The sequence below is a fragment of the Saliniferula longa genome (genome assembly GCF_050789285.1).
Lineage (GTDB): Bacteria > Pseudomonadota > Alphaproteobacteria > Rhodobacterales > Rhodobacteraceae > CAVPWP01.
Genome location: NZ_JBOUVX010000001.1, coordinates 838537 through 861760 on the forward strand (window position 1 = coordinate 838537; position 23224 = coordinate 861760).

The 23224-nt window shown below is 63.6% G+C and carries 19 protein-coding genes; 16 read left to right on the forward strand and 3 right to left on the reverse strand.

The features are described 5' to 3' along the window. Positions 1-55: 55 nt before the first annotated feature. The 4 genes from ACRDNQ_RS03850 (at position 56) to ACRDNQ_RS03865 (ending at position 7990) form a co-directional block, all read left to right on the forward strand. Positions 56-1078: a hypothetical protein gene (locus ACRDNQ_RS03850; protein WP_431827308.1), complete on the forward strand. Its 1023-nt coding sequence runs from the start codon at positions 56-58 to the stop codon at positions 1076-1078. A gap of 111 nt (positions 1079-1189) precedes the next feature. Next, the gene (locus tag ACRDNQ_RS03855) at positions 1190-4099 is read left to right on the forward strand and encodes a UvrD-helicase domain-containing protein (RefSeq protein ID WP_431827309.1); all 2910 of its coding nucleotides are present in this window, start codon (positions 1190-1192) and stop codon (positions 4097-4099) included. A gap of 151 nt (positions 4100-4250) precedes the next feature. Further along, positions 4251-5384, forward strand: coding sequence for a metallophosphoesterase family protein (locus tag ACRDNQ_RS03860; RefSeq protein ID WP_431827310.1), 1134 nt, complete (start codon positions 4251-4253; stop codon positions 5382-5384). Then, positions 5381-7990 carry an AAA family ATPase gene (locus ACRDNQ_RS03865; protein ID WP_431827311.1) on the forward strand — a complete coding sequence of 870 codons (2610 nt, stop codon included), beginning with the start codon at positions 5381-5383 and terminating at the stop codon, positions 7988-7990. The genes ACRDNQ_RS03860 and ACRDNQ_RS03865 overlap by 4 nt, the downstream gene beginning before the upstream one ends. Before the next feature lie 114 nt (positions 7991-8104). Here ACRDNQ_RS03865 and ACRDNQ_RS03870 read toward each other — a convergent pair whose 3' ends face one another. After that, positions 8105-10195 (reverse strand): site-specific integrase, encoded by a 2091-nt coding sequence (locus tag ACRDNQ_RS03870; RefSeq protein WP_431827312.1) that lies wholly within the window; start codon positions 10193-10195, stop codon positions 8105-8107. A 291-nt stretch (positions 10196-10486) separates the two neighbouring features. Between ACRDNQ_RS03870 and ACRDNQ_RS03875 the strand changes: the two genes are divergently transcribed. From ACRDNQ_RS03875 to ACRDNQ_RS03900, 6 genes are all read left to right on the forward strand, one after another. Then, positions 10487-11488, forward strand: a complete 1002-nt coding sequence (locus ACRDNQ_RS03875) for a tyrosine-type recombinase/integrase (protein ID WP_431827313.1) — start codon at positions 10487-10489, stop codon at positions 11486-11488. A gap of 50 nt (positions 11489-11538) precedes the next feature. After that, positions 11539-11739, forward strand: coding sequence for a helix-turn-helix transcriptional regulator (locus tag ACRDNQ_RS03880; RefSeq protein ID WP_431827314.1), 201 nt, complete (start codon positions 11539-11541; stop codon positions 11737-11739). Between the two features lie 516 nt (positions 11740-12255). Continuing rightward, positions 12256-13425, forward strand: a complete 1170-nt coding sequence (locus ACRDNQ_RS03885) for a type IV secretory system conjugative DNA transfer family protein (RefSeq protein ID WP_431827315.1) — start codon at positions 12256-12258, stop codon at positions 13423-13425. Between the two features lie 59 nt (positions 13426-13484). Next, positions 13485-15236, forward strand: a complete 1752-nt coding sequence (locus ACRDNQ_RS03890; RefSeq protein ID WP_431827316.1) for a type IV secretory system conjugative DNA transfer family protein — start codon at positions 13485-13487, stop codon at positions 15234-15236. 127 nt (positions 15237-15363) lie between these two features. Beyond that, entirely contained in the window at positions 15364-15849 is a 486-nt protein-coding gene (locus tag ACRDNQ_RS03895; protein WP_431827317.1) for a hypothetical protein, read from the forward strand. 18 nt (positions 15850-15867) lie between these two features. Then, positions 15868-16785: a hypothetical protein gene (locus tag ACRDNQ_RS03900; protein WP_431827318.1), complete on the forward strand. Its 918-nt coding sequence runs from the start codon at positions 15868-15870 to the stop codon at positions 16783-16785. 31 nt (positions 16786-16816) lie between these two features. Here ACRDNQ_RS03900 and ACRDNQ_RS03905 read toward each other — a convergent pair whose 3' ends face one another. Further along, entirely contained in the window at positions 16817-17038 is a 222-nt protein-coding gene (locus ACRDNQ_RS03905; RefSeq protein WP_431827319.1) for a hypothetical protein, read from the reverse strand. A 91-nt stretch (positions 17039-17129) separates the two neighbouring features. Here ACRDNQ_RS03905 and ACRDNQ_RS03910 point away from each other — a divergent pair, with 91 nt between their 5' ends. The 3 genes from ACRDNQ_RS03910 to ACRDNQ_RS03920 all read left to right on the forward strand — a co-directional run bounded on the left by ACRDNQ_RS03910 (position 17130) and on the right by ACRDNQ_RS03920 (position 19426). After that, the gene (locus tag ACRDNQ_RS03910) at positions 17130-17669 is read left to right on the forward strand and encodes a CHC2 zinc finger domain-containing protein (protein WP_431827320.1); all 540 of its coding nucleotides are present in this window, start codon (positions 17130-17132) and stop codon (positions 17667-17669) included. Between the two features lie 456 nt (positions 17670-18125). Beyond that, positions 18126-18584, forward strand: coding sequence for a hypothetical protein (locus ACRDNQ_RS03915; RefSeq protein WP_431827321.1), 459 nt, complete (start codon positions 18126-18128; stop codon positions 18582-18584). A gap of 122 nt (positions 18585-18706) precedes the next feature. Further along, positions 18707-19426 (forward strand): DUF932 domain-containing protein, encoded by a 720-nt coding sequence (locus ACRDNQ_RS03920; protein ID WP_431827322.1) that lies wholly within the window; start codon positions 18707-18709, stop codon positions 19424-19426. A 395-nt stretch (positions 19427-19821) separates the two neighbouring features. Here ACRDNQ_RS03920 and ACRDNQ_RS03925 read toward each other — a convergent pair whose 3' ends face one another. After that, the gene (locus ACRDNQ_RS03925) at positions 19822-20895 is read right to left on the reverse strand and encodes a nuclear transport factor 2 family protein (protein ID WP_431827323.1); all 1074 of its coding nucleotides are present in this window, start codon (positions 20893-20895) and stop codon (positions 19822-19824) included. A gap of 141 nt (positions 20896-21036) precedes the next feature. On the opposite strand from ACRDNQ_RS03925, the gene ACRDNQ_RS03930 reads away from it, so the two are divergent. Genes ACRDNQ_RS03930 through ACRDNQ_RS03940 form a run of 3 tightly spaced genes read left to right on the forward strand, consistent with a single transcriptional unit; the run spans position 21037 to position 23208 of the window. Continuing rightward, positions 21037-21264 carry a hypothetical protein gene (locus tag ACRDNQ_RS03930; RefSeq protein WP_431827324.1) on the forward strand — a complete coding sequence of 76 codons (228 nt, stop codon included), beginning with the start codon at positions 21037-21039 and terminating at the stop codon, positions 21262-21264. Positions 21265-21269: 5 nt separating this feature from the next. Further along, positions 21270-21776, forward strand: a complete 507-nt coding sequence (locus tag ACRDNQ_RS03935; protein ID WP_431827325.1) for a terminase small subunit — start codon at positions 21270-21272, stop codon at positions 21774-21776. Further along, a complete protein-coding gene (locus tag ACRDNQ_RS03940) occupies positions 21724-23208 on the forward strand; it encodes a terminase large subunit domain-containing protein (protein ID WP_431827326.1) in 1485 nt (494 codons plus the stop codon). The genes ACRDNQ_RS03935 and ACRDNQ_RS03940 overlap by 53 nt, the downstream gene beginning before the upstream one ends. The last annotated feature ends 16 nt before the right edge of the window (positions 23209-23224 follow it).

The window sequence follows — 23224 nt, forward strand, 5'->3', positions numbered from 1 at the left end:
CTTCTCATTGGCCTCCTCTGTCTGTCCTCGCGTCGAACGGTGAGGAACACAATTGATGCTCGCCAACCTGCCTGAAAATGCCTTTCGCGACAGCGTACGCGAACGCGATCTCGATCATTTCTTGGTGGAGGAGCTGCATGCTTCGACCGCATTCCGGGATTGGTTTCTGTCCCGAGTTCGCGGATCGTTCACACCACCCCGGGACTGCGAGGTCAAGCTTCGGAAGTCACCTCCTCGCGCCAATGGAGACGGACGCCAGACTGACGTGGAGATCGGCTGGTTTGACCGCGAGGACATCCGAGCCTGTGTTCTGCTCGAGAGCAAGGTGGGTTCGGATTTTCAGCGGGGGCAGGCGGAGGCCTACCGGCAGGAGGTGCGCGCCCATCGCGCGCGGCTCGGGCCTACGGCATCCGCTGCGATTCTGGTTGCTCCGGCCGCCCGACTTGCAATCCTCGCTCACAACGGAGCGTTCGATGCCGAGATTGCCATAGAGGAAATGTCAGAGTTCCTGAGCGGCCGCCTGCATTCCATATCGGCGGGCGAACTCGCACGCCGGCTTGAAGCACGAATCGAACTCCTTGATGCCCTTGCAGGAAAGCGTGCAGCCGGAAGTTGGAGCGGTGGCGAAACGATCGAGGAGAAGCGCCAATTCGCGATCGCCTATGAGGAGCTCGCTCGGGAGATCCTGCCCGATCTCCGGGTACGTCCTTCACAGAACAGCGAGCGGGCGGTTACGGTAATATTTGAGGATATCTCGGTGGCAGGGCTTTCAGGGATCAAGCTCCGTCATGAGTTTGGACGGGAACAACGCTGGAAGTATGCCAACCTGCAGTTCAAGGGAAAGGTCGACCGGCTGGAGGATCTGAAATCAAGCGGTCTTCTCGATGACACACCCTATGTGGCCGAGAAGGCGGGAACCTCGCTTTCGATCCGCGTGCGGACGCCCGGGATCGACGCAAAGGCTCCCTTCGCGACCGAGAGAAACAAGGTCGTGCAATCTCTGCAGGAGATTCGGGATCTCGTGAGCTGGCTGGCGGCCAATGGCGAACGGCTCACGCGCATCATCGGCAATGAATGAAGGCGACGTGTCCCCTGAACAACGCATGGTCATGCCGATCCGTGAAGACCTCGCCGCAGGCGGTGAGGTCCCATGCTTGCCGCGATCGCCGGGTGGCCGTTGTCTCACATCATGACGCAACTTGAAGCGCGACCCCTCCTCGGGTTCCTCATCGACCCGCTCTTCAGGCGCCCGAGAGCGCTGCGCCTGAAGGACGATGGCATTGCGGTTCAGGGTGGCGGCCTGTCGTGGGTCGGGTTTGAGGGCCTCGCAGCGGCGCCGACCGTCACCCGCGGGCTTCTGTCCTCCACGCTCCATCTGCCTGTCATCGGAGAGAAGGACGTCCGGCTGACCGCCGCCGGCAAGGGTGCGGCGCGGGCCTTCGCGGCCGAGGCGGAGGATGCGTGGAGACGCTTCAATACCCAATGGCTCAAAGCGGAGATGCCGCGGATAGAGCGGGTCCTCTCGACACTCGCCGGGCTCGAGTCCCCGAAACGGTACCCTTCTGCTTGCCTGTTGCGCTCGACTCAGGAAGAGGCCGCCGACCTGCACAGAAGCCTGCTGTCGAGGCTGAGCGAAGCGGCCATCGGGCCGGACCAGTGGACGCGTCTCGCCCCGATCAGCCGGTTCGCGACAGATCCGACGCCCATCCGGGACGCGGCCATTGAACGGTACGTCAATGCAGAGCTCGACCGCTGGAGGGACTTTCTCGACGCCGTCGAGTCAAAGCCCCTGACGCCCGAACAGCGCCTCTCGGTCGTGGTGGACGAGGACGCCACGCTCGTCCTTGCGGGCGCTGGCTCGGGCAAGACCAGCGTCATCACCGCGAAGGCCGCCTACCTGATCAAAGCCGGCATCCGCACGCCCGACGAGATCCTGCTACTTGCCTTCGCCCGCGACGCGGCCAAGGAAATGTCCGAAAGGATCGAGGCGCGCTGCGGTGTTCCGGTCGAGGCGCGGACCTTCCACGCGCTGTCCTACGACATCATCGGCACGGTCGAGGGGACGAAGCCCGCGCTCGCGCCGCATGCCTCGGACGACATGGCCTTCCTCGCCCTCATCAAGGCCATCCTGCGCGATCTCGTGGCGGCCGCCTCCGAGGTGGCGCAGATGATCGTCGGCTGGTTCGCACATTTCTTCGATGACCCTCGTGCGGAATGGGACTTCAAGACCAAGCACGCGTGGTATTCCGAAGTAGAGAAGCTCGACCTTCGCACCCTGCAAGGCGAGAAGGTGAAGAGCTTCGAGGAACTCCAGATCGCCAACTGGCTCTATCGCAACGGCATCGCCTACGAGTACGAGCCGACCTACGAGCACACGCTCCCGGGCAACGGCAAGCGCGTCTACAAGCCGGATTTCCGGCTGACCGAGAGCGGGGTCTACATCGAGCATTTCGGCGTGCGGAAGCAGCGGATGCCGGACGGCACCGAACGCCTGGTCACCGCGCCCTTCGTTGACCGCGAGGAGTATCTCGAAGGCATGGAGTGGAAGCGGCAGGTCCATGCCGAGCACGGGACCACGCTGATCGAGACCTACAGCTGGGAGAGAAGCGAGGGCCGCCTCCTCGACGCGCTCGCGAAGAAGCTCGCGCCCTATGTCACCCTCCGCATCCGCCCACCTGATGAGATCTACGACCGCGTGGTCGAGATGGGCTCCGTCGACGGCTTCTCGTCGCTCCTCGGGACCTTCCTGCGGCACTACAAGAGCGGCGGCTACACGGCCGAGGCCTGCGCGCAGAAGGCCGAGAAACTGAAGATGGGCAAGCGCGCCCAGGCCTTCCTCACCATCTTCACGGCCGTGTTCACGGAGTACCAGAAGCGGCTGGGCGCCGAGATCGACTTCGAGGACATGGTCGGGCGCGCGACTGACCATGTCGAGGCGGGACGCTACCGCAGTCCCTTCCGCCACATCCTCGTCGACGAGTTCCAGGACATCGCCGCCGGCCGTGCGCGCCTGATCCGGGCGCTGAAAGCCCAGCACGCGGACGCGCGCGTCTTCGCCGTGGGGGACGACTGGCAGTCGATCTACCGCTTCGCCGGGTCGGATATCCACATCATGCGGAACTTCGGGCGGGAGTTCGGCGGGAGCTTCGCCGGCGAGACGGGTATCCACCGCAGCGTCGACCTTGGCCGCACGTTCCGGTCCGTGGACAAGATCGCACTTCCCGCGCGGCATTTCGTGCTGCGCAACCCGGCCCAGATCACAAAGACCGTGGTACCTGCGGGGGTGGCCGAGCAACCGGCGATCAAGGTGGTCTGGACCCGGAAGGACACGGGCGGGACCCGACTTGACGAGGTGTTGTCGGAGATCTCAGCCACCGCGAAGGTGGGGGAGCAGAAGCCGTCCGTTCTGCTCCTCGGGCGCTATCGCAAGGTCGACCCGGGGGCCGCCGCGCTTCAGCGCCGCTTCCCCGGCCTTTCGATCAGCTACAAGACGATCCATTCCTCAAAGGGTCTCGAGGCCGACCATGTCATCTTGCTGCGTGCCGACAGCGGGCGGTCGGGGTTCCCGTCCGAGATGGTGGACGATCCGCTCCTGAGCCTTGTGTCGCCCGAGGCCGAGCCCTTCGAGAACGCTGAGGAGCGCCGGGTCATGTACGTCGCCATGACCCGGGCGCGGCATACCCTCACGATCTTCGCCTCCGAGGCGCGGCCGTCGGCCTTCGTCACCGAGCTGATCGAGGATCCCGCCTATGGCCTCTCGGGACCCGGTGGAGTTGAGGACCGCACCCATACCTGCGGGGAATGCGGCGGCCGGCTTCTGTTCATGCCGTCGCAAGAGGGCAGGTCCTGGTACCGGTGCGAGCACATCGAGCTCTGCGGCAACCGTCTGCCCTCCTGCCCGGCGTGCGGCGAAGGGCTTCCGCGCCATGTGCCGGGTCAGGAGGATCTGGTGTGCGCGCAGTGCGGGGCAGCGGCACCCTCATGTCCGAAGTGCTCGGACGGGTGGCTCGTCGAGCGGAGCGGGCGCTATGGGGCGTTCCTCGGCTGCGTGAGATTCCCGGAGTGCGAAGGAAAGGGGAAGATTGCAAAATCGAACTGATCGTGGGCGCGCAGTAGAGGCTGCCCCGGGGGTCGGCACTCATCTGCCGAACGCTTCCGTTCCATGACACCTTCTGACACCTTCATCGTCGATAACGGCACGAACCGGCATGCCGCCGTTAGACAGCCAACGAATCGGAGTAGCGCTCCCTATGACCGAATTCCGCTTCATCCATACCTCCGACCTGCACCTGGGGCGTCGGTTCGGCCAGCTGCCGGAAGAGCCCCGTGGCGTGCTCGCTGCCGCGCGCAGGGATGTCATCCGTGCGCTCGCGGGGTCTGCACAGGCGCACGGAGCGGGGCACGTCCTCGTCGCTGGAGATCTCTTCGACACCGAGACTCCGTCGGACCAGGTCGTCCGGCAGGCCCTCAATGCGATGGGGGAAGTCCCCGGTATCTGCTGGTGGGTCATACCGGGCAACCACGACAGCCTCGCGGCCGAGGCGCTCTGGGAGCGGTTTCGTCGTGACGCGCCCGCCAATGTGCGGCTCCTCGACAAGCCGGAACCGATCGAGATCCGTCCTGGCGTCGTTCTGCTTCCCGCGCCGGCGGCCTGGCGCTACGCTGGGCGGGATCTCACCGAATGGATGAGCACCGCCGAGACGGGAAAGGGAGCGCTTCGCATCGGTCTCGCCCACGGCGCCGTCCAGACGTTCAGCAGCGAGGACGGCGGGGCCGAGGTCATTCCTCCGGACCGCGCGGAAACCGCCCGGCTCGACTACCTGGCCCTTGGCGACTGGCACGGCCGTCTCAGCGTGGGCCCGCGGACGCATTACTCGGGCACGCCCGAACGCGATCGGTTCAAGCACCCGGGCGCTGGCCTTTGCCTCGCGGTCAGGATTGCGGGGCCGGGCGCTGTCCCGATCGTTGAGGAGATCCGGACAGGCCGGTTCAATTGGCTGGACATCGAGCTGCCGATGACCCCGGAGCGGGAACCGGAGGACGCCGTGCGTCGCGCTCTGGCCGAGGTGGAGAGCGGCCGCGAGAATGTTCTCGTGCGGCTGCGGGCTTCCGGCTGGGTGACGCTCCGCCAGCGTCTTGCCCTGTCGCGCGCGGTCGCTGCTGCGGCTCCGGATTTCTGCCACTTCGACTATGACGAGACAGAGCTCGCGACGGAATACGAGACGGGCGATCTCGATGACATCGATATCGGTGGCGCATTGCGGCTCGCGGCGGACACCCTTCTCGAAGAAGCCTGGGACAAGGCGCTTGCGGAGGAGCAGCGCCGCGTTGCGGGCGCGGCACTCACCCGGCTCTATTCGATCGTGAAAGGCAGCGTGGCATGAAACTCCGCGCGATCCGTCTTGAGAATGTCCGTCGCTTTGTCGACAAGGTCGAGATCGGCGGGATCGGCGACGGCCTGAACGTGCTCTCGGCGCCCAATGAGCAGGGCAAGTCGACGGTCTTCGACGCAATGCACGCGCTGTTCTTCAAGGACAGGAAGTCCTGGGACCGGGAAATCCGCAGCCTCGCTCCTCATGCCGGCGGGGACCCTTCGGTCGGGGTGGACGTGGAGATCAACGGCGCCGCCTTCCGCATAGAGAAGCGCTGGACGAAGGCGCGGTCAGGCGAGATCCGTGTCTGGAGGAATGGCCAGCTCTTCAAGCAGGCCGATGACGCCGAGGCCTGGCTCGCGAGCGTCGTCAAGCCGCCGCGGGACGGCGGGCCTGCCGGACTGCTCTGGGTGCGGCAGGGCCTCACCGACCTCCCGGACGACGGGGATGCGGGCCGCGCGGCGCGGCGTGATCTGATGTCGTCGGTTGCCGGAGAGGTCGAGGCGATGACCGGGGGCCGGCGCATGGACATCGCGCTGTCGCGGTGTGGGGAGGAGCTCAGGAAGTACCTGACGGCCACGGGGCGTCCGAAGGCCGATGGACCGCTGAAGCGCCTTCAGGATGAGGTGGCGGCCCTCGAGACACGCGCGGCGGAGCTTGAGGGAACTGCCGAGGATCTGAGGAGGGACCTCGCGCGGCGTCGCCAGGTGCGCAAGGAGCTTGAGGAAATCACCGCGCCGGAGGCCGAGGCCGAACGGCAGGCGCGGCTCGCCGAGGCGCGGCGACGGCTCGAGGAGGCGCAGGGTCATGCCGAGCGGCTGCGGCGGGCCGGGGAGGCGGAGACCCGCGCCCGCCGCGACGTCGCGCAGTCGCAGGAGCGGCTCGAGGCGCTCCTGAAACTCCAGGCCGAACTCGAGGACGCGGGGGAGGAACTGGAGATTGCGTGCGCGGACGTCTCGCGGTGCTCTGGCCTGCTCGCTGAGGTCCGGGCGGAGAAGGAGCACGCCGAAGGGGTGCATGTGCGGGCAAAGGCAACTGCCGAGGCGGCGGCCGAAACCCTCCGGCGTGCCATCCGCGCCGAGGCGGTCGCGGCAGCAGTGACCCGACGGGCCGAGCTCGCGGAGGCCATCGCGGCCGCGGAGCGCCATCGCGCCACGATCGAGGACGCGCAGGCCGCCGCGCGCCAGGGGCTCACCGCGGCCGATCTTGAGGCGCTCGAGACGCTGGAGCGCGACCTGCGTACCGCGCGGCGGGCGCTCGACGCGGATGCGGCATGGCTCTCGGTCTCCTATGCCAATGGCCGCGACGGGGCCGTTTCGCTCGAGGGCAGGCCGCTGACGGGCGAGGAGCGCGTCGCGATCCTGTCGCCGGTGACCCTCGAGGTGGCTGGAGTGGGGCACCTCGTCGTGCACCCCGCGGCGCAGGCTGACGCCGCCGAGGTGGCGCGGAAAGAGGAAGGTCTACGATCCGCCCTGGACGCGGCAAAGGTGGCGTCGCTCGATGCGGCCCGGGCATCGGCCCGGGCGCGTGCAGAGGCCGAGCAGCGGTTGCGCGAGGCGAAGATCGCCCTCGACGCGCTCGCCCCGCAGGGGCTCGATCGCCTGCGCGATGCCCTGGCCGCGCTGCCGCAGCCCGAGTCGGGCGACGTGGAAGCGCCTGACCGGGCCACCGCCCAATCCGCTGAGGCCGAGGCCCGTCGCGCCTTGCGCGACGCCGAGACGGCCCTCGAGATCGCGAGGAGCGCCCTCGGCGAGGCGCAACGCCGGGCCGCCCTGTCCGAACAGGCCCGCGAGACGGCCGAGGCACGGCGGTCGCGGGCTCTGGCGGCGCTTCCGGCGACAGACGATCTCGAGGCGGAAGTCGGCGCGCGACGGCGCGCGCTCGCGGAGGCCGCCAAGCACCACGAGACCACGGTCGGGGAGCGGGACGACCTCGCGCGGGACGCCCCGGACCTCGCCGGCGCACAAGCCGCCTTCGATCGGGCGGCGTCGATCGTCACGCGGCTGGAGGAAGACCGCCAGAGGCTGCGCGTGGAGCTGGGTCAGCTCGACGCGACGATCGCGCTGCGTGCAGGCGAAGCCGTGGAGGAGGAACTCGCCGACACCGCGGCGCGGCTTGAGGAGGCCCGCCGTCGTCTCGCGGCGCTCGAGTTCGAGGTCGCCGTGCTGCAGCGCCTCCAGCAAGCGCTGGAGGAGGCCCGGGCGACGGCACGGGATCGCTACGTGGAACCGGTGAAGCGGGAACTCGTGCCGCTGCTCAGGCTGCTCTGGGACGATTCCGAGCTGCAGTTCGATGCCGAAGAGGTCCTGCCCACCGCGTTGATCCGCAATGGCCAGGAGGAGGACATCTCGGTCCTGTCGGGCGGCACCCGGGAGCAGATCGCGCTCCTGGTGCGACTTGCCTTCGCCCGGATGCTCGCGAAGGCGGGGATGTCGGCCCCGGTCATCCTCGATGACGGAATCGTCTATACCGACGACGACCGGCTCGAGCGGATGTTCGACGCGCTGACGCGCCAGGCGCAGGACCTGCAGATCCTGGTCTTCTCCTGTCGGCAGAAGGCGTTTCGGGACCTGGGCGGGCGAAGTCTTTCGATCACCAGCGTCGCATCAGCGCCGTGACGCGGGACGTCCCGTCTTGGGCGGTCCAGCTATGAGGGCGAAGCGCCCGCGGAGGACGCGAGGCGACGGGCGCACGAGAACCGCGCTCTCCGTGCAAGCTCGAGCCAAACCGTCCTACGCGCGCGGCCGTGCGGCCCGCCTCGGATCGAGGAAGGCCACGTTCTGAGCGGCCACGGGCTGGAACGGGCGGCGGATCATCGAGATGTCGATCCTCACCGCGTTCAGTCTCTTCTTGAGCAGCTTCATCGAGAACTTGCGGGGCTTGTAGTGCACGATGCCGACGTCCCGCTCGACATGGCCCATCATGTACCGGCGCTGCGTGTCGGGGCACTCCGCCTCCACCAGGGCGTCGTTGAAGGTCGTCCGGTGGCTGTGGAAGTCCCGCTGCGGGTCGTAGATCCCGTGGTCCTTGCGGTAGCGCGTGTAGGCCTTCGAGAAGGTCTCGGTCAGGGTTTCCTTGGCCGCGCTGCGTTCGAGCCAGGGGAAAAGACGCGGTTCGCCCTCGCGCCGGCGCAGCGCGACGAGCTCGAGGAACCCCAGCGCGATGAGGTTCTCGTGCACCGGGATCTTCCGGCGCGCGGCCTTGCTCTTGAGGGTCTGTCCCGGCCCCTGGCGCAGCACGAAGCAGGCAATTCCATCGATGTCCTGGATGTCGTCGGTAGCAAGCTGCAGGATCTCTTCGCTCCGCATGCCGGCATGGGTCGAGATCAGCGGCGCCCAGAACATCGGATCGCCCGGGTCTTCGAGGGGTTGGGTGAACTTCGGGGTGCGGAAGAGCGCCCCGAGCTGCTCGGGGGTCCAGATCTCGCGCGTGTTGTCCTCTTCGAGCAGATTCCGGCGCTCGAGTTCGTCGCTGCTCCAGATATGTTCCGCCATGATGTTTTGGTCGAGCCATCCCCGCAGGACCCAGAAGCGGCACATGCGTTGGAAGTCCTGCATGTGACGATAGATCGTGGCGACCCGCATCCGGGGCACCCGTGCGGCGCGCACGGCCGCCTCGACGCGACCGGGGCTGGCGCCCTCGCGGCGCAGCTCGGCGCGGATCTGCTCGATGAGACGCGCTTCTTCCTGGTCGGCCTTCTCGATCGCCTCGCGCGGCGTGAGCCGTTCTTTCGGACTGCGCCCGAAGTTGGCCGGCAGCCGCTCGATGAGCGCCCAGGCCTCCTTCAGCGCTGCGTCGCTGATGTCGCGCACGGGACCAGGACCGAGAAGATCGCTGAGGATCCGCGCCGTCGAACGCACGTTGTTGCTTGAGTTCCTCTTCCAGCTCCTGCCGGCTTCGGCACAGGGGTTCTCGTTGGCCTTGAAGGTCCTGTGCCCCTTGCAGCGCAGGTCGATATAGAGGTCCGCACCCTCGAGGATGCTGCAGGAAGGCGCCGGCCCCGGCGCCGCAGGCGCAGCCGCGCAGACGGCCGCAGGGGCCGGCGCGATCACTGGAACGCGCGCGACCACGGCCGGCGGTCGGGAGACACCGGTCGGTGGCGACGTCGGGGGAAGGATGGCGGGGGTCAGGGAGCCGGGCACATCCGCGATGCAGGCCGGCGGGACCAGGGGCAGGGGCTGCGGATGGACCAGCGGTGTCGCGATGCTTGTCGGTTCGAGTTCCGCCAGGGCGCGATGCACGAAGACCGGGCGGGGGCCGAATTCGCCCCGGTCGCGGCGGATAGTCTCTTCCCGCACTTCGAGGAGCGCCCGCAGCGCCTTCATCGCGAGGCGCCCCCAGTCGGGATCGCCCTCGTCGAGGACAAGGCCGAGACGGGCGGCGACGGCCTGGAGTGGCGCGCGCACGATCTCGCGGTCGCGCAGCCGGATCGCCTCACGCAGCGTCGCCAGGGCCGCCGCGGCGCAGGCCTCCTCGTAGGCGGCGGTTTCAGGCGTCCGGGCCGGCGCGCTCTCGCGGGCGAGTTCGGCCACTTCGATCTCGAAGCGGCAGAGCGCATCCAGCAGGCGGTTCATCTCGGCAGGCGTGATCGGCATCGTCTTCTCCGCGGCGGCGGCAAAGGCGATGTCGCTGAGGAGGGTGAGCCTCCGGGCGATGGCCTTTGCGTCGGAGAGGACGTGCGTTCGAAGCGGAAAGAGCAGAAAAAAAATCTTTGGGGCATCACCTCGGACGATCGCCAGGACGCGCGCCGGCCAGCGGCGGCGCCAGTGGAAGCCCGAGGGACGGTATTCGAGATGGGTCTGGGCGATGCGGCGGCGGTGCATGCGCGACTCCCTGTGCCAGCGTTTGTGACAGGGGAGGCGACAGGAGTCGTGCCAGACCGCGCATTCCGCGACTCACGAGCGGAGTGCGGTAAATATTTCAATGACTTAGGGGATTTTGGCTCCGGCGGTAGGGATCGAACCTACGACCAATTGATTAACAGTTCTGATGCCGCTTCCTCATACGCCCTCAATGCTACTCAGAGCGCCAATAAAATAAGGGAGCATCACTTCCCCGCTACCCATAGGGCGTCATGCGTGCTAGTCACTATTCATCCGATTGTGGAGACTAGCGTGCGACTAACCGATCTCAGCATCAAGAACCTACCTATTCCCGAAAAGGGGCAGAAGACGTACTGGGATGGCGGCTTCGGAGTGCGCGTATCCCAGGGCGGCTCCAAGACCTTTGTGATGATGAAGGGCAAAGAACGGAAGCTCTTCACCATTGGTAGATACCCCGCCATGAGCCTAAAATCGGCCCGCCAGGAGGCGCTGCGGCTCAAGGTGACCGAAACCCCGAAACAGGCACTCCAGTCGCTCTCAGCGGCCCGTGAGGCGTATCTGAAGGAGTGCGAGCAAAAGAACCGGCCAGCCACAGTTCACGTCTATCGCAACTACCTCAGCAAGCTCGACAAGAAGCACCTCACCGATGTCACCAAGGCTGACGTCGACATCAGCTCACCCCATGCCGTGACGACGTGGAAGGTGTTCTTCAACTGGTGCATCCGAAACGAGCTCGTTGACCGCAACCCCTTCGCGCACCAGTCCGTCTCCTACGGCCAGCGCTCGCGCGTCCTCACCGACGCGGAGATTACCACCATCATGGCCTACGACGCTCCACCGTTCTCGCACATCCTGAAGCTCTGCCTCCTCACCGGGCAGCGCAAAGGGGAGGTGACGCAGTTCTGCCCGGAGTGGATTGACGGCGACACGATCACCATTCCAGCGGCCGTGGCCAAGAACGGCCACGAGCACACCATCCCATTCAACCTACTCACCGCTCGATACCTCAGCGAGTATCAGCACCAGAGCTTCAACGGTTTCGGGAAAGCCAAGGCGCGCTTCGATGCTCTGTACCCTTGGCCGCACTGGACCATTCACGACCTCCGGCGCACCTTCGCCACCATTCACGCGCGGATCGGGACGCCCATCCACGTCGTGGAGGCGATGCTCAACCATCGCAGCGGCACCGTCTCAGGCGTCGCGGCCATCTACATCCGGCACAGCTTCCTCGAGGAGGCCCGCGCAGCAGCCTTGAAATACGAGCTATTTATCGCCAAGCTCACGGGTGCCTAGGAGAGACAAAACCGAGGCTCACGTGGGTCTCCCAAACGGGAGTTCACGTGATGAGACTACTCACCAAGAAGGTGGTCTGCGAACGGATAGGCTTTTCACCAGCACACCTCGACCGCTTCAGGTTCGATGAAGACTACGCGCACCTCAGCTTTCCGAAGCCGGTGCGCATCGGCTTCAAAGTCTTGTGGTCGGAAGAGGAGGTGGATGCCTGGATCAACACGCAGCTCGCGTCGCGCGAGCGCTCTCCCTAACGGGAGCACAATACCGGGCCGGGGGGAGTGCACGCCCTCCGGCCCTCCGCATTTCAGGGATGCAAAAAGCCCCCATCGCGAGGGGGCCCTTTGTCAACGTAGAGCTGTACGTTGCGTACAAAACACAGCAGGCCGTACGCCAGTTGGACCTGCCCCTCTAGCATACACCCACGACCGCTCACCCGGCAAACCCGGCGACTGCCGCGCCGTCTCACCCCTTCGTTCGACTATTCTTCTGGTACCTACCCCTTGAACGAAGGGGAAATACCGCTCCATTCCTACTCATTCCGCACCACTGTTCGTCCTGGCAAAGCCATGACCCAACCCCTTTTCGGGTTCACTCCTTTCACCACGACCGCTCGCTCGCGCAGCTCGTCGCTAAAGGGCTTGGGTCATAGCTCCGCTAGACGAACAGTGGGCGGTACAATTCCTATAGGACAAGTTCCTTAACGCTGCCGCGCTACGCGGTGCGCACCGCAACCACACGGCTCGCGTTCCGCCCTGGCGGGCGGCGTTATGGCGCTTCCACATTGCCACATCATCGGTTCCACCGGGACCGGGAAGAGCACGCTCATCAAGCAGCGGATCTTCGACGACCTTACCGCTGGCCGCGGACTGTTCTACCTCGACCCGCACGGCTCTGACGCCGACCACATCCTCAGCCTCATCCCGCGCGAGCGCCTTGCCGACGTCGTTCTCTTCGACATTTCGGACAGCGAGCACCCGGTCCGCTTCAACCCACTCCGCGCCCCCGGCGAGGTGCCCTTCGTCGCCACAACGCTCGTCGAGGCCATCAAGGACGCCTGGGGGTACAGCGGCGTGAGCACGCCCACGATGGACCAGTACCTCTTCAACGCCACCTACGCGCTCATCGAAGCCAAGCAGCCGCTCCTCGGCCTCAAGTTCCTGCTCACCCCGCACGCGACCCGCTACCGCCGCCGGGTGCTCAAGTCGGTGACCGACCCCATCGTAAAGGACTTCTGGCTCGACTTCGAACGGCTCCCCGAAAAGGACAAGCGCGAGACGACGCGCTCCACGCTGAACAAAATCGGGATGCTCATGGCCGACCGGCGTGTCCGAAACACTATCGGACAGCCAAAGACGTCCTTCACGTTCACGGACATTCTCGAGGACAACCGCGTCTTCATTGCCCGCCTCCCGCAGGGCAAGCTCGGCATCAGTAAGGTGAAGCTCGTCGGGATGCTCCTCCTCACGCAGCTCCACCTGGCGGCGCTGTCGCGCCAGTCCACGGAGCCGTTTCACGTGTACCTCGATGAGGTGCACCACTTCGCCGGGGCGACGCTCGCTGAGCTCCTCTCGGGTGTGCGGAAGTTCGGCCTCTCGCTGACGGTAGCGCACCAGTACCTCGCTCAGCTCTCACCAGCGCTGCGGGAAGCGGTCCTGGGCAACACCTCGCTGCGGTACATCTTCCGGGTCTCATCGACCGACGCGAAGCGGCTGGAGACGATTGTGGGGCAGAATCAGCTCCTCACCGACCTCAACCAGCTTCCCCGCTTTCGCGCCCGCGTGGTCTCGGATGAGCGGCCGGAAGAGGTGGATATTGTCCCTGACTTGCCTGAGCCAGACCCAAAAACTGCCGAAAAGGTCCGCTATGCGAACCACCGTATCGCGAGCGACCCGGCGCAGGTCGAGGAGTACGTGCGCCGCTTCATCGAAAAGACTTGACGGAAGCCAGCGCCACGCTTCCATTTTTCGTACTGTTCCCAAGGAGAAAGAGGGAAGACGTGCATCCGCTCATTGTGAAGTTTATCCTAGCAGTGGTGATTATTGTGCCTATCTTTCTGGCCTTTGTCCGTGCGCAGAAAGCCCTCCACGCAATTGCGGGAACACGAGGCTACCAAGAGCGCCCTAAAGACAAAATCTATCTGATCTATGCAGCCGTAGCCGCGTTTGTACTTATTGCCTTTGCACTGAACTGGATTGTTTCGGGTTTTTCCGAAGAGGCTGACAGGTTAATTTATATTGCTGGAGGCGTCCTTGCTTGTGTAGCCGTACTGGTGATGATGCACCCGGATGAAATGCCGCCTGACTCCTTGCAAGAAGAGTACCAAACGAAACTGCGTGTTGAGGAGCTTGAATTACGGCACCAGCTTGAGCTTAAGGCAATGCGCGAACGCTACGGTTTGGAGCCGAAACCGGAACCGAAACCGGAGCCACCAAAACAGGAAATCCCGGCCGACCTGCGCACCAGCCATACCCACATTCTCGCAGGCAGCAATTTTGGAAAAACGACGCTCCTAAAATCGCTCATTGCGGCCGATATTCAAACAGACGCCAGCGTGGTGGTGATCGACAGCCAAGGCGACCTCATCAACGAAATTGCTCCGCACGTTGCTCCCGACCGCCTTATTCTCGTCGACCCACAGCATTGCCCGGCTGCGCTCAATATCTTTGCTCGTGCTGGAACGGGTGACGCCGAAGTCGCGCGGGCAGTAGAGCTCTTTCAGTACGTCTTCACCGCGCTTGGGGTCGAGCTTACCGGCAAAATGGCAACCGTTTTCCGGTTCCTCTGCATCCTGATGCTGCATACGCCCGGCGCTACGGTGCGCACGATGCACAACGTGCTCAAAAACGGGGTGCCTCTAAATGATCGCTACCTCAAAGAAACGCCGGAGGTGGTCCAAGAGTTCTTCCAAGGCGACTTCAACTCACGCACCTACGCCGAAACCCGCAACGACATCGCAGGGCGCCTCAATACCGTTCTTTCTGCCACCACAGTGGGTCGGATGCTCAACGCGCCGAGCCAGTCCATCAATATCCGCCAAGCGGTGGATAGCGGCAAAATCATCCTCATCAACACCAACAAGGGGTACCTGACAGACCAATTTGCGAGCCTCATTGGCCGCATTTTCCTGGTCCAGCTGATGCAGGCAGTGATGAGCCGCCCGCAGGGGCAGCGCCGCCCGACCTACCTCTACCTCGACGAGTTCGGCGACTACGCCGAGGACAGCCAAGTGCTCTTCAACCTCTTCGAGCAGGGGCGAAAGTACGGGCTCGGGGTGACGGTCGCGCACCAGCTCCTCAACCAACTCGGGCCGCGGCTGCGCTCCACGATCCACGCCAATACCGCGGTGAAGTTCGTCGGCGGCGCATCAGCCGAGGATACAGCGGTTATGGCCAGGGAAATGCGCGTTCAGCCAAACCAAATCGACTTCGTGCGCAAGGGCACGTTCCTCGCATTCATGCGCGGGCAGCTCATCAGCAGGACGTGGACCGTAGATGCTGGCGCGCTGGATAAGATACCAACCCAAGGCTCCATCAGTGCAATTCATGAGCGGATGCGCCAGCGCTACGCCGCTGACCTATCTCCCACTCCCCCAACCTCCACACCGCCAAGCCCGACCAATCCGCCATCTTCAACCGGCCTCACGGCATCATGGGGTACCAGCTTTACGTTCCCGTACGAGGGAACAAAGGTGAGCGCAGAGCCACCACAACCGAAGAAAGGGGATGGGGAAGAGAGCAGCTCGTGGTGACGCAAATGTGATCTATTCCGCATAGCTGCTCGCTCTGCATCAGCACCACTTTTCCCGCATCATTCCAAACGGTTACAGAAATCCCAAGCTGTAGTCTCCTGCTGCTTCTAGATCTATGGAGGCAGCAATGTTCGACGAAAAACCAAACCTTCCGCTCGATGAGAGCTTCAACGAGGCCGTGCTGGTAATCGCTGGCAAACTCGTGCCGCAATACGTGGTGAGCGACGACGCTCCTGGTACCTTCCGCGCGCTCAAGGAGCACCTGGACGCCGGGAAAACGCTCGTGGTGGCTGCCGCAGGGTCCGACTACACCGTCTTCGGCACGCCGGAGGTGAATTGGGCCTTCCGGGCCTGGCACGACTGGGTGCACTGGCGCTTCGAGTACGACTTTTCGCTCCCTGGTGAAGCTGCCACGTGCAGCAAGCAGATCGAGCACCTCTACACCTACTTCCCCGGCTCGCCGCACCTCGAGCGCTGGAGCAGGCTCCTCGTAGCGGAGGTGATTGGCCAGCGGCAGTACTACGAGCGCCACCGCGCCTACGTGGACGACCAGAGGGCCTTCGCGGTCGCGTACATCGCCAACGGTCCCGCCATTCTCGGGCAGCGGTGGTGAGCGTGGTAGCATAGACCTATGGCGAAGACGCACGACGCTATGGGGCGCGCGGTGCGTTGGAAATGGCCGAAGAAGGTAGGGGAGGTGGTGCTCACTGAGTACGACCTCCTCATCTTTTACCAGCTCATGCGGTACCGCTACTTGCGCCGCGACCTTCTCGCCCGGCTCCTCCCCCCGCGCAGCGCCAACACCTTCCCCCGCCGCCTCCGGGAGCTCTTTCGGGCGCGGTACCTGATGCGCCCTGAGAGCCAGAAATTCTGCGAGAATGCGCACGCGCAGTTCATGTACTACGCCATTGCACCCAAGGGCGAGGAAGCGCTCTTGGCGCGGCAGGAACGGCCGCTCGCTGTCACGCAGGTCCGCGGCTCATCGAGCAACTTCGCGCACGACGCTGCGGGCGTTTGCAACGTGATGGCCTCAATCGAGGCCGGGGCGCGGGCGCAGGGGTACAGGCTCGTCACGCTCGAGGAGGTGCTGGACCGGATGAAGGAGCCGCCCGCCGACCCCCTGAAGTTCCCAACCATCATCGAGCACCGGCCGGAGAAGTTCCGCCCGGACGGCTTCTTCGGCCTCTACAAAGAGGGGCGCGTCTCGTTCTTCATGCACGAGCACGAGCGGGCGAATGGGGGAGACGTGAAGAAGCTCCGGCAGGCCAGCTGGCGCAAAAAGGTGCTGGCGTACCAGCACGTCTTCGAGATGGAGGCGTACAAGGAACGGCTCGGCATCCCGAACCTGCGCGTGATCGTCACCACAACGAGCGCCAAGAAGGCGCGAAACCTGGCCAAGCTCACCGAGGAGCTCGTCGGCCCGACCAACCGCTTCCTTTTCCACCACGTTCGTGACCTAGGCCGTGAAGCGGGGGAAGACGAGTACCCGGACCTTTTCGCTGAGGAGTGGCTCCGCGCGGGAAGGGAACCGACCAAGCTCGTGACGTAGTGAGGCCCCGGCATTGCTGCCAGGGCCTTTGTCATTGCGCGGCAATCCAGCCTTCCGCCCGCTGGAGCACCTTCGAGGCGTTCAGCAGGTCGTCGTGGTTGAGCGTGTCGCTCGACTTCCACTCTCCGGCGCCGTTCTTGTACGTGCGCTGGAGCTGGACCGTGTAGAACGGGGTGCCGTTCTCCGGCTCGTTCTTCCAGATGGTGGCCGTGATGAGCCCGATGCGGACCTTGTGCGCGGGTTTGTCAGACATGGGTTCCTCCATAGCTTGTCCCGCACTCAATGGTACCACGCTAGGGGTTGTATAATGGGGGTAGGCGCAGCTCATACCCGTGGAGGTATCCATGACCAAGTTCATTGACTTCGACGAGCTCAAGGCTCGCGTATCACTCGAGGACGCCATGCGGCTCCTCGGGCTCGACCTCAAGAAGCGCGGCGCGCAGTACCGGGGCACGTGCCCTGCCTGCGAAGGCAGCACCGACCGTGCGCTCGTCGTCACTCCTGGCCGTGGGTTCTACTGCTTCACGGCCAAGCAAGGTGGCGACCAGATCGCGCTCGCCGCGCACATCAAAGGCATTCCCGCAAACGAGGCAGCACACTTCCTCAGCGGGACCGATCCCAAGGAGAAGAAGCCAGCCAACGAGACGAAGCCGCAGACCAGTGAGGCCCGCGGTTTCAAGGAGCTGGACTACCTAGAGGCCGACCATGACGCCGTGGTTGCGTTTGGCCTCGACCCCGAAGACGCCAAGCGAATTGGCGTCGGCTATGCGAAGCGCGGGGTGATGCGCGGTACCGTCGCCTGGCCAGTGAGGCTCAGCGACGGGACGCTCATCGGGTACATCGGGCTCACTGAAGCGGTCTTGCCTGGCAGCTGGCGCTTCTGAAGCCTTCCTACTGGCCACCTTACGGGGTGGCCTTTCTTTGTCAAATAATTCCTCTTGCAGCGTTATTTCGCGCAGCAAGCGCCATTCAGAACGAATCAAGACGGTTGTAATGAGGTGCTATGAGGCGGGATGTTTTTCTTGAATTGCATTGAGCTTGCAGCGAGCCTCGGTGGTACGAGAGCAACACTTAAGACACTCTCGCAAAGATAAACATGGATAACTTCTTAAAGGAGCTTGAGGCTGAAACAAGTGACGTATGGCGTGACGCCGCGTTACTCGCACGAGTTACTGCACTACACGCAGCACTCGAAAGAATAAGAGACCTATCAGTAGAGTGGGGAAAGCAAGAGGAGATTGAAAAAGTAATAGCTGAGTACCTGTAGTATGGGTCTCGATATGTACCTTTCCCGAGCGCAATATGCGTATCCGGGAGGCAAAGCCACACTGCGATTAGCTGTGAAGGGCGACGCGCTCACGTTCGAGCCTGAGTATTCAACGGAGGTGAGGGAGGTTATCGGTTACTGGCGAAAAGCCAACCAAATCCACGGTTGGTTTGTACGCAATGCGCAAGGGGGAAAGGATGACTGTCGGGAGTACCCGGTCAGCAGAGACCAGCTCCGTGAGCTATTGAAGGTGGTCCAAGAGGTGAAGGCGTCAACGAAGCTCATCCCAGGGAAGGTGTCGATGGGGCAGACCCTGGAGGGCGGTGAGTGGGTCGAAATCCTCAAGGATGGCCGCGTCATGGCGAACACAGAGGTGGCAGAGCGGCTGCTCCCAGTCTGTGAGGGATTTTTCTTCGGCAGCTATGCGTACGATCAGGACTACTACGACGATCTCGTCGAAACCGAGAGAATCCTAAAGCTCGCGTTGGATAGTCCGGCCGATGTGACGTTCACCTACCAGTCATCCTGGTAGCGAGCTCACCGAAGCGGTGCAAACCGGGGAACGCCAGGCAGCCCGCCTGGCGTTTCGCCGTTTTGGCAGGTGCTCCGTGCTAAAATTGACGTAGTTTCAGCACCTTGCACAGGAGAATACCCATGTCCCTCATGCTCCACGCCGGGGCGGAGCCGGTCGACTATGCCGGTCTCCGTGAGCTTCCCATCCCGGAAGCAACCCCGACCCACGTCCCCATCGCGCACCATTCGGTGGTGGACATGGTGAAGTACAGCCTCGGCTTCTTCGGCCACGACCTGGTCGAGGAGCACTACGGCGTCACGCCCGACGGGAACCGCTTCTTTGGCGTCCTGACCCTGCGCTCGCCCTATGGCGACTACACCGACATGGTCGGCCTGCGGAACAGCCACGACAAGAAGTTCCCCATCGGCATCGCCATCGGTAGCCGCGTCTTCACGTGCGACAACCTCGCGTTCTACGGCGAGCACATCATCAAGCGGAAGCACACGGCCAACGCCAAGCGCGACCTCCCCGGCCTGGTGGCCGAGGTGATCGAACCGCTCGGGGAGCAGCGCAAAGCGCAGCACCTCACCTTCGAGCGGTACCGGGCGGCCATACTCGACGACTTCATGGTGGATCACGCCATCATGCAGATGTACCGGCGCGACGTCATCAACGTGACGCGCATCGCGGACGTTCTCCAGGCGTACGAGCAGCCCGACTTCGAGTGGGGCGACCAGCGCACGGCCTGGCGGCTCTTCAACGCCACGACGTTCGCGCTGACGGGCAAGGTGACCGAGAACCCCAAAGTCACCCGCGACCTGCACAACATCATCGACGGCGTGTGCGAGCGCCTCAACTGATCCTCCCCAACTGGCCACCCTCACGGGTGGTCCTTTTTGCTATCATTGGAGTATGAGGCCGGTCGCGTTTTGCGCAGGCGTTCTTTTCGGGGCATTGGCCCTCATGGCGTCTTTATCTGAGCCAGCAGACGCTGAGCAGCCCACGGCCGAGCGCTGCTTCCTCGCAGAATACGAGAGCCTCGAGGCGTACAACGCGGGGCCAAAACCGCCGCGCGCGTGGATAGAAATGAATGGACCGCACCCGCGCGTCTTTGTGCCGTGCCGAGGTAGCTAGCACGGCTCTACAAAGCCGTTTTTTCATTTTCTGCGACCACTCCCCCACCGCGACCACTCCCCCACCAAGCGGGCCAAAATGGCCGTTTTCGACACCCATCAGGGTGGGGGAGAGGGGAGTGCTAGGCTTCCTCTTGGTCGTCGTCTGAGTTGTCCTCAATGAGCAGCTGCGTCTCTGCCTTCAAGGACCGTATCTCCTCGATGTCATTCGTCAGCGTCTCGATAGACTCAGCGATCACATCGTCTTCCGGGTGGTGCGGTTCGACATGCTCCGGCACCGGCGGAGGCAGAATATCAACCTCGCCGCCTTTGGCAGTGAAAGAGAACAGCTTGTCGATTGACTTTTTCAGCGCTGCTTCAACGTCGCCCTGGAGCTTCCCATCAAGCCGCTTCACAACTTCTTCGTAGGCAGCATCAACGCCACCCTTTTCAACCCGCTCGCGCCGCGCCTTCAGCGTTGCTTCAACCTCAGCATCAGCAATCTTGCGCATCTTCCAGTCTTGCAGCGTGTGCGCAATTTCCATCGACGACTTCACCGTCGAAGCAACCTGCTTCATGATGAGGGCGATAATCGTCGCCACCGTAAGCGTCGTGCCCAGGATGATGATGACGGAGCCGGTCGAGGCGCCCTTCACTTCAACATCTTCGGGCTTCTCACCGACCGCCATCGCCAGGCCGCGAGCAATGTCGTACCACTCCCCCGACCACTTCTTCAGCTGCGTGACGTTCTTAATCTCGACGCCCTCAGTGAAGCGGACGCGGACGGTGACTTTGTCTTCGTCACCCTCGGCGTGGAGGCCGGTAATATTCACCTCCGCCAGCGACTGCCGTGCCTTCTTGAAGAGCTGGAGCGTCCGGTCGAGTTGTTGCTTCGCTTTTCGAGCGTCCTGTGCAGATGTCGCAGGGTCGTAATTCCCCTCCTTCACCGTCTGCTCAATGAACCGCCAGCCTTTCTTGCCGAGCAGGTGGAGCACTCCCATCGCCTCAAGCAGGTCAGATTGCTCGTAGGTGAGCTGCTCGACAGGCATCGACATCAGCTCCCGTTCTACAGCCTCCAGATGCTCCTTCAGGGGCACACGGCTGCTATTCGTCGCGTTTTGCTCGAGCGCCGCGACCAGCGCTTCATACACCGACATGGCGGGTGCTACGTGCTCGTCCAGCCAATCGGCCAGGCCAACTACCTCGTTAACGTCCATAGAAATCTCCAGCTGAATACGTCGGTCTAATCTGAGCGATCCTCGCTCAAAAACAAGCCCTTGTATGGCGCCGCTATCCCCAACGACCGAACGCTCCTAGCCCGCCGTGGTATAGTAGGATTGTGGAGAGGGACGCGCGCTATGCGAACCATCCACCAGCTTCAGGACATCCAGCGAGCCATCTACCAGTTTCGCGTTGCCCAAGGGCGGTACCTCAAAGACATCCCGTACGAGAGCCTCTGCGATGAAGCCCGCGCCGACATCATCAAGGACGCGCGCATCATCCTCTTCCGCACCAACCTCCGCATCAGACTGGTGCGGCGAAACGGCCAGAGGGTCTGGCGGTTCGTGGACCGGGAAACGCCATAGTTTTTATGCCAAAAGCAAAAAAGAAAGCACCACTCAAACTTGGACGGCCAACAAAATACTCGCCTGCCATTCTGAAGAAGGCTGAGGAGTACCTTGAGCTTTGCCAGGATGAAATCGACGAGTTTTGGAAGACCCGCGGCGAGAAGTCAGACAGCTACGACCGCCTGGTGGTCGTGAACATCCCAACCGTCGACGGGCTAGCGCTCCACCTCGACGTCAGCCGTGACACCATCCAGGAATGGGGCAACGTCCACCCCGCTTTTTCCGTCACGATAAGCAAACTCAAGTCAATTCAGGCGTCGAGGCTCATTAAGGGGGGCCTCTCCGGCGACTACAACCCAATGATGGCCAAGTTCCTACTGAGCGCCAACCACGGAATGCGCGAGCGCGTCGACACGACTACGGACGACAAACCGCTGCCGCAGGCCGTGACTATCAATAACTACCACAACCTTTCCGATGACGAGCTCATCGCGCTTGCAAGAGGAGGCCAAAAGGGAGCTGGCGCGTAGGGAATTGGCTAGGCGGCACCTCCGCTACTTTGCTGACTACACCTACGACGACTACCTCGAAGGATGGCACACCATCCTGCTCTGTGAAGCGCTGGAGCGCGTGCTGGCGGGCGAAATCCGCAACCTGCTCATCGAGGCCCCACCGCGCCACTCCAAGAGCGTTCACGTTTCGCAGCTCTTCCCCGCCTTCGCTGCTGGGAAGAACCCGGACCTCTCCTTCATCGTGTCATCGTACTCGGGCGACCTGGCCACCGACCACGGCCGCGAGACCCGCAACCTCATCGACAGCGACCGCTACCAGCACCTTTTCAAGACCCGCCTTGCACCTGACAGCAAGGCAAAGGGGAAGTGGAACACGCAGAAGTGGGTGCCGCCGACGGACGGCCAGGAGGGGCAGTGGAAGAACGCCAAAGGCGCGTACAACGCCGTGGGTGTAGGGGGCTCGACGACGGGAAAGGGCGCCGACATTGCTATCGTCGACGACAGTCTCAAGGACAGAAAGGAAGCTGAGAGCCAGCTCATCCGCGACGGCATCTGGTCCTGGTTCCGCGCCGTTATGCGTACCCGCCTTTCACCAACCGGCAGCCTCATCGTCATGGGTACCCGGTGGCACCTCGACGACCTCGCCGGGCGCATTATGGAGCAAGACCCGTGGGTGGACTACTTCGACTTCCTTAAGAACGGCCTCGGGGAAGCGAAGTGGGTGCGTCTCCGGCTCATGGCGATCGCGGAGGAGGACCAGGAGCCGTTTCGCCGGGTAGGGGAGGCGCTATGGCCGGAACGCTACCCCTTGAGCGAGCTCGAGGACATCAAGCGCACCATCGGCCCATACGAGTGGGAGGCGCTCTACCAGCAGCGCCCCATCAGCTCCGAGACGCAGGAGTTCAAGCCTGCTTGGTACCGATACCGCACCCACACCGAGGTGGAGGCGTTAACCCGCAAGCACCGCACGCTCACCATCGACACGGCAGCGAGCAAGAACGCCGCTGCCGACTTCACCGGCTTCTGCGACAACCTCGTCGCAGACGACAACACTTGGAACATCAAGGCGTGGAAGCTGAAGATTGCGCCCGACCAGCTCATCGAGCTGCTCTTCTCGCTGCACCTCGCCAACAAGTACGACCGCATCGGCATCGAGGAGGGAATGTACACCCTCGTGCTGAAGCCATTCCTCGACCGGGCGCAGCGCGAGCGCGGCGTGTTCCTGCCCATCGTCCCGCTGAAGCACAACAGCACGCAGAAGGAGGTGCGCATCCGCGGGCTTATCCCGCCGTATGCGGCCGAGACCATCTACCACATCGAGGGCGAGTGCTCCGAGCTCGAGTTCGAGCAGGCAGCGTTCCCGAACGGCAAGCACGACGACGTGCTCGACGCGACGGCGTACCAGCCGCAAATCCTTCAGGGCATTAGCGGAGGGGCGATATTCATGTGAGGTATAATGCAGGCAA

Coding starts and splice junctions, on each gene's coding strand:
- ACRDNQ_RS03850 (WP_431827308.1), top strand. CDS start 56: ATGCTCGCCAACCTGCCTGAAAATGCCTTTCGCGACAGCGTACGCGAA.
- ACRDNQ_RS03855 (WP_431827309.1), top strand. CDS start 1,190: ATGACGCAACTTGAAGCGCGACCCCTCCTCGGGTTCCTCATCGACCCG.
- ACRDNQ_RS03860 (WP_431827310.1), top strand. CDS start 4,251: ATGACCGAATTCCGCTTCATCCATACCTCCGACCTGCACCTGGGGCGT.
- ACRDNQ_RS03865 (WP_431827311.1), top strand. CDS start 5,381: ATGAAACTCCGCGCGATCCGTCTTGAGAATGTCCGTCGCTTTGTCGAC.
- ACRDNQ_RS03870 (WP_431827312.1), bottom strand. CDS start 10,195: ATGCACCGCCGCCGCATCGCCCAGACCCATCTCGAATACCGTCCCTCG.
- ACRDNQ_RS03880 (WP_431827314.1), top strand. CDS start 11,539: ATGAGACTACTCACCAAGAAGGTGGTCTGCGAACGGATAGGCTTTTCA.
- ACRDNQ_RS03885 (WP_431827315.1), top strand. CDS start 12,256: ATGGCGCTTCCACATTGCCACATCATCGGTTCCACCGGGACCGGGAAG.
- ACRDNQ_RS03895 (WP_431827317.1), top strand. CDS start 15,364: ATGTTCGACGAAAAACCAAACCTTCCGCTCGATGAGAGCTTCAACGAG.
- ACRDNQ_RS03900 (WP_431827318.1), top strand. CDS start 15,868: ATGGCGAAGACGCACGACGCTATGGGGCGCGCGGTGCGTTGGAAATGG.
- ACRDNQ_RS03905 (WP_431827319.1), bottom strand. CDS start 17,038: ATGTCTGACAAACCCGCGCACAAGGTCCGCATCGGGCTCATCACGGCC.
- ACRDNQ_RS03910 (WP_431827320.1), top strand. CDS start 17,130: ATGACCAAGTTCATTGACTTCGACGAGCTCAAGGCTCGCGTATCACTC.
- ACRDNQ_RS03920 (WP_431827322.1), top strand. CDS start 18,707: ATGTCCCTCATGCTCCACGCCGGGGCGGAGCCGGTCGACTATGCCGGT.
- ACRDNQ_RS03925 (WP_431827323.1), bottom strand. CDS start 20,895: ATGGACGTTAACGAGGTAGTTGGCCTGGCCGATTGGCTGGACGAGCAC.
- ACRDNQ_RS03930 (WP_431827324.1), top strand. CDS start 21,037: ATGCGAACCATCCACCAGCTTCAGGACATCCAGCGAGCCATCTACCAG.
- ACRDNQ_RS03935 (WP_431827325.1), top strand. CDS start 21,270: ATGCCAAAAGCAAAAAAGAAAGCACCACTCAAACTTGGACGGCCAACA.
- ACRDNQ_RS03940 (WP_431827326.1), top strand. CDS start 21,724: ATGACGAGCTCATCGCGCTTGCAAGAGGAGGCCAAAAGGGAGCTGGCG.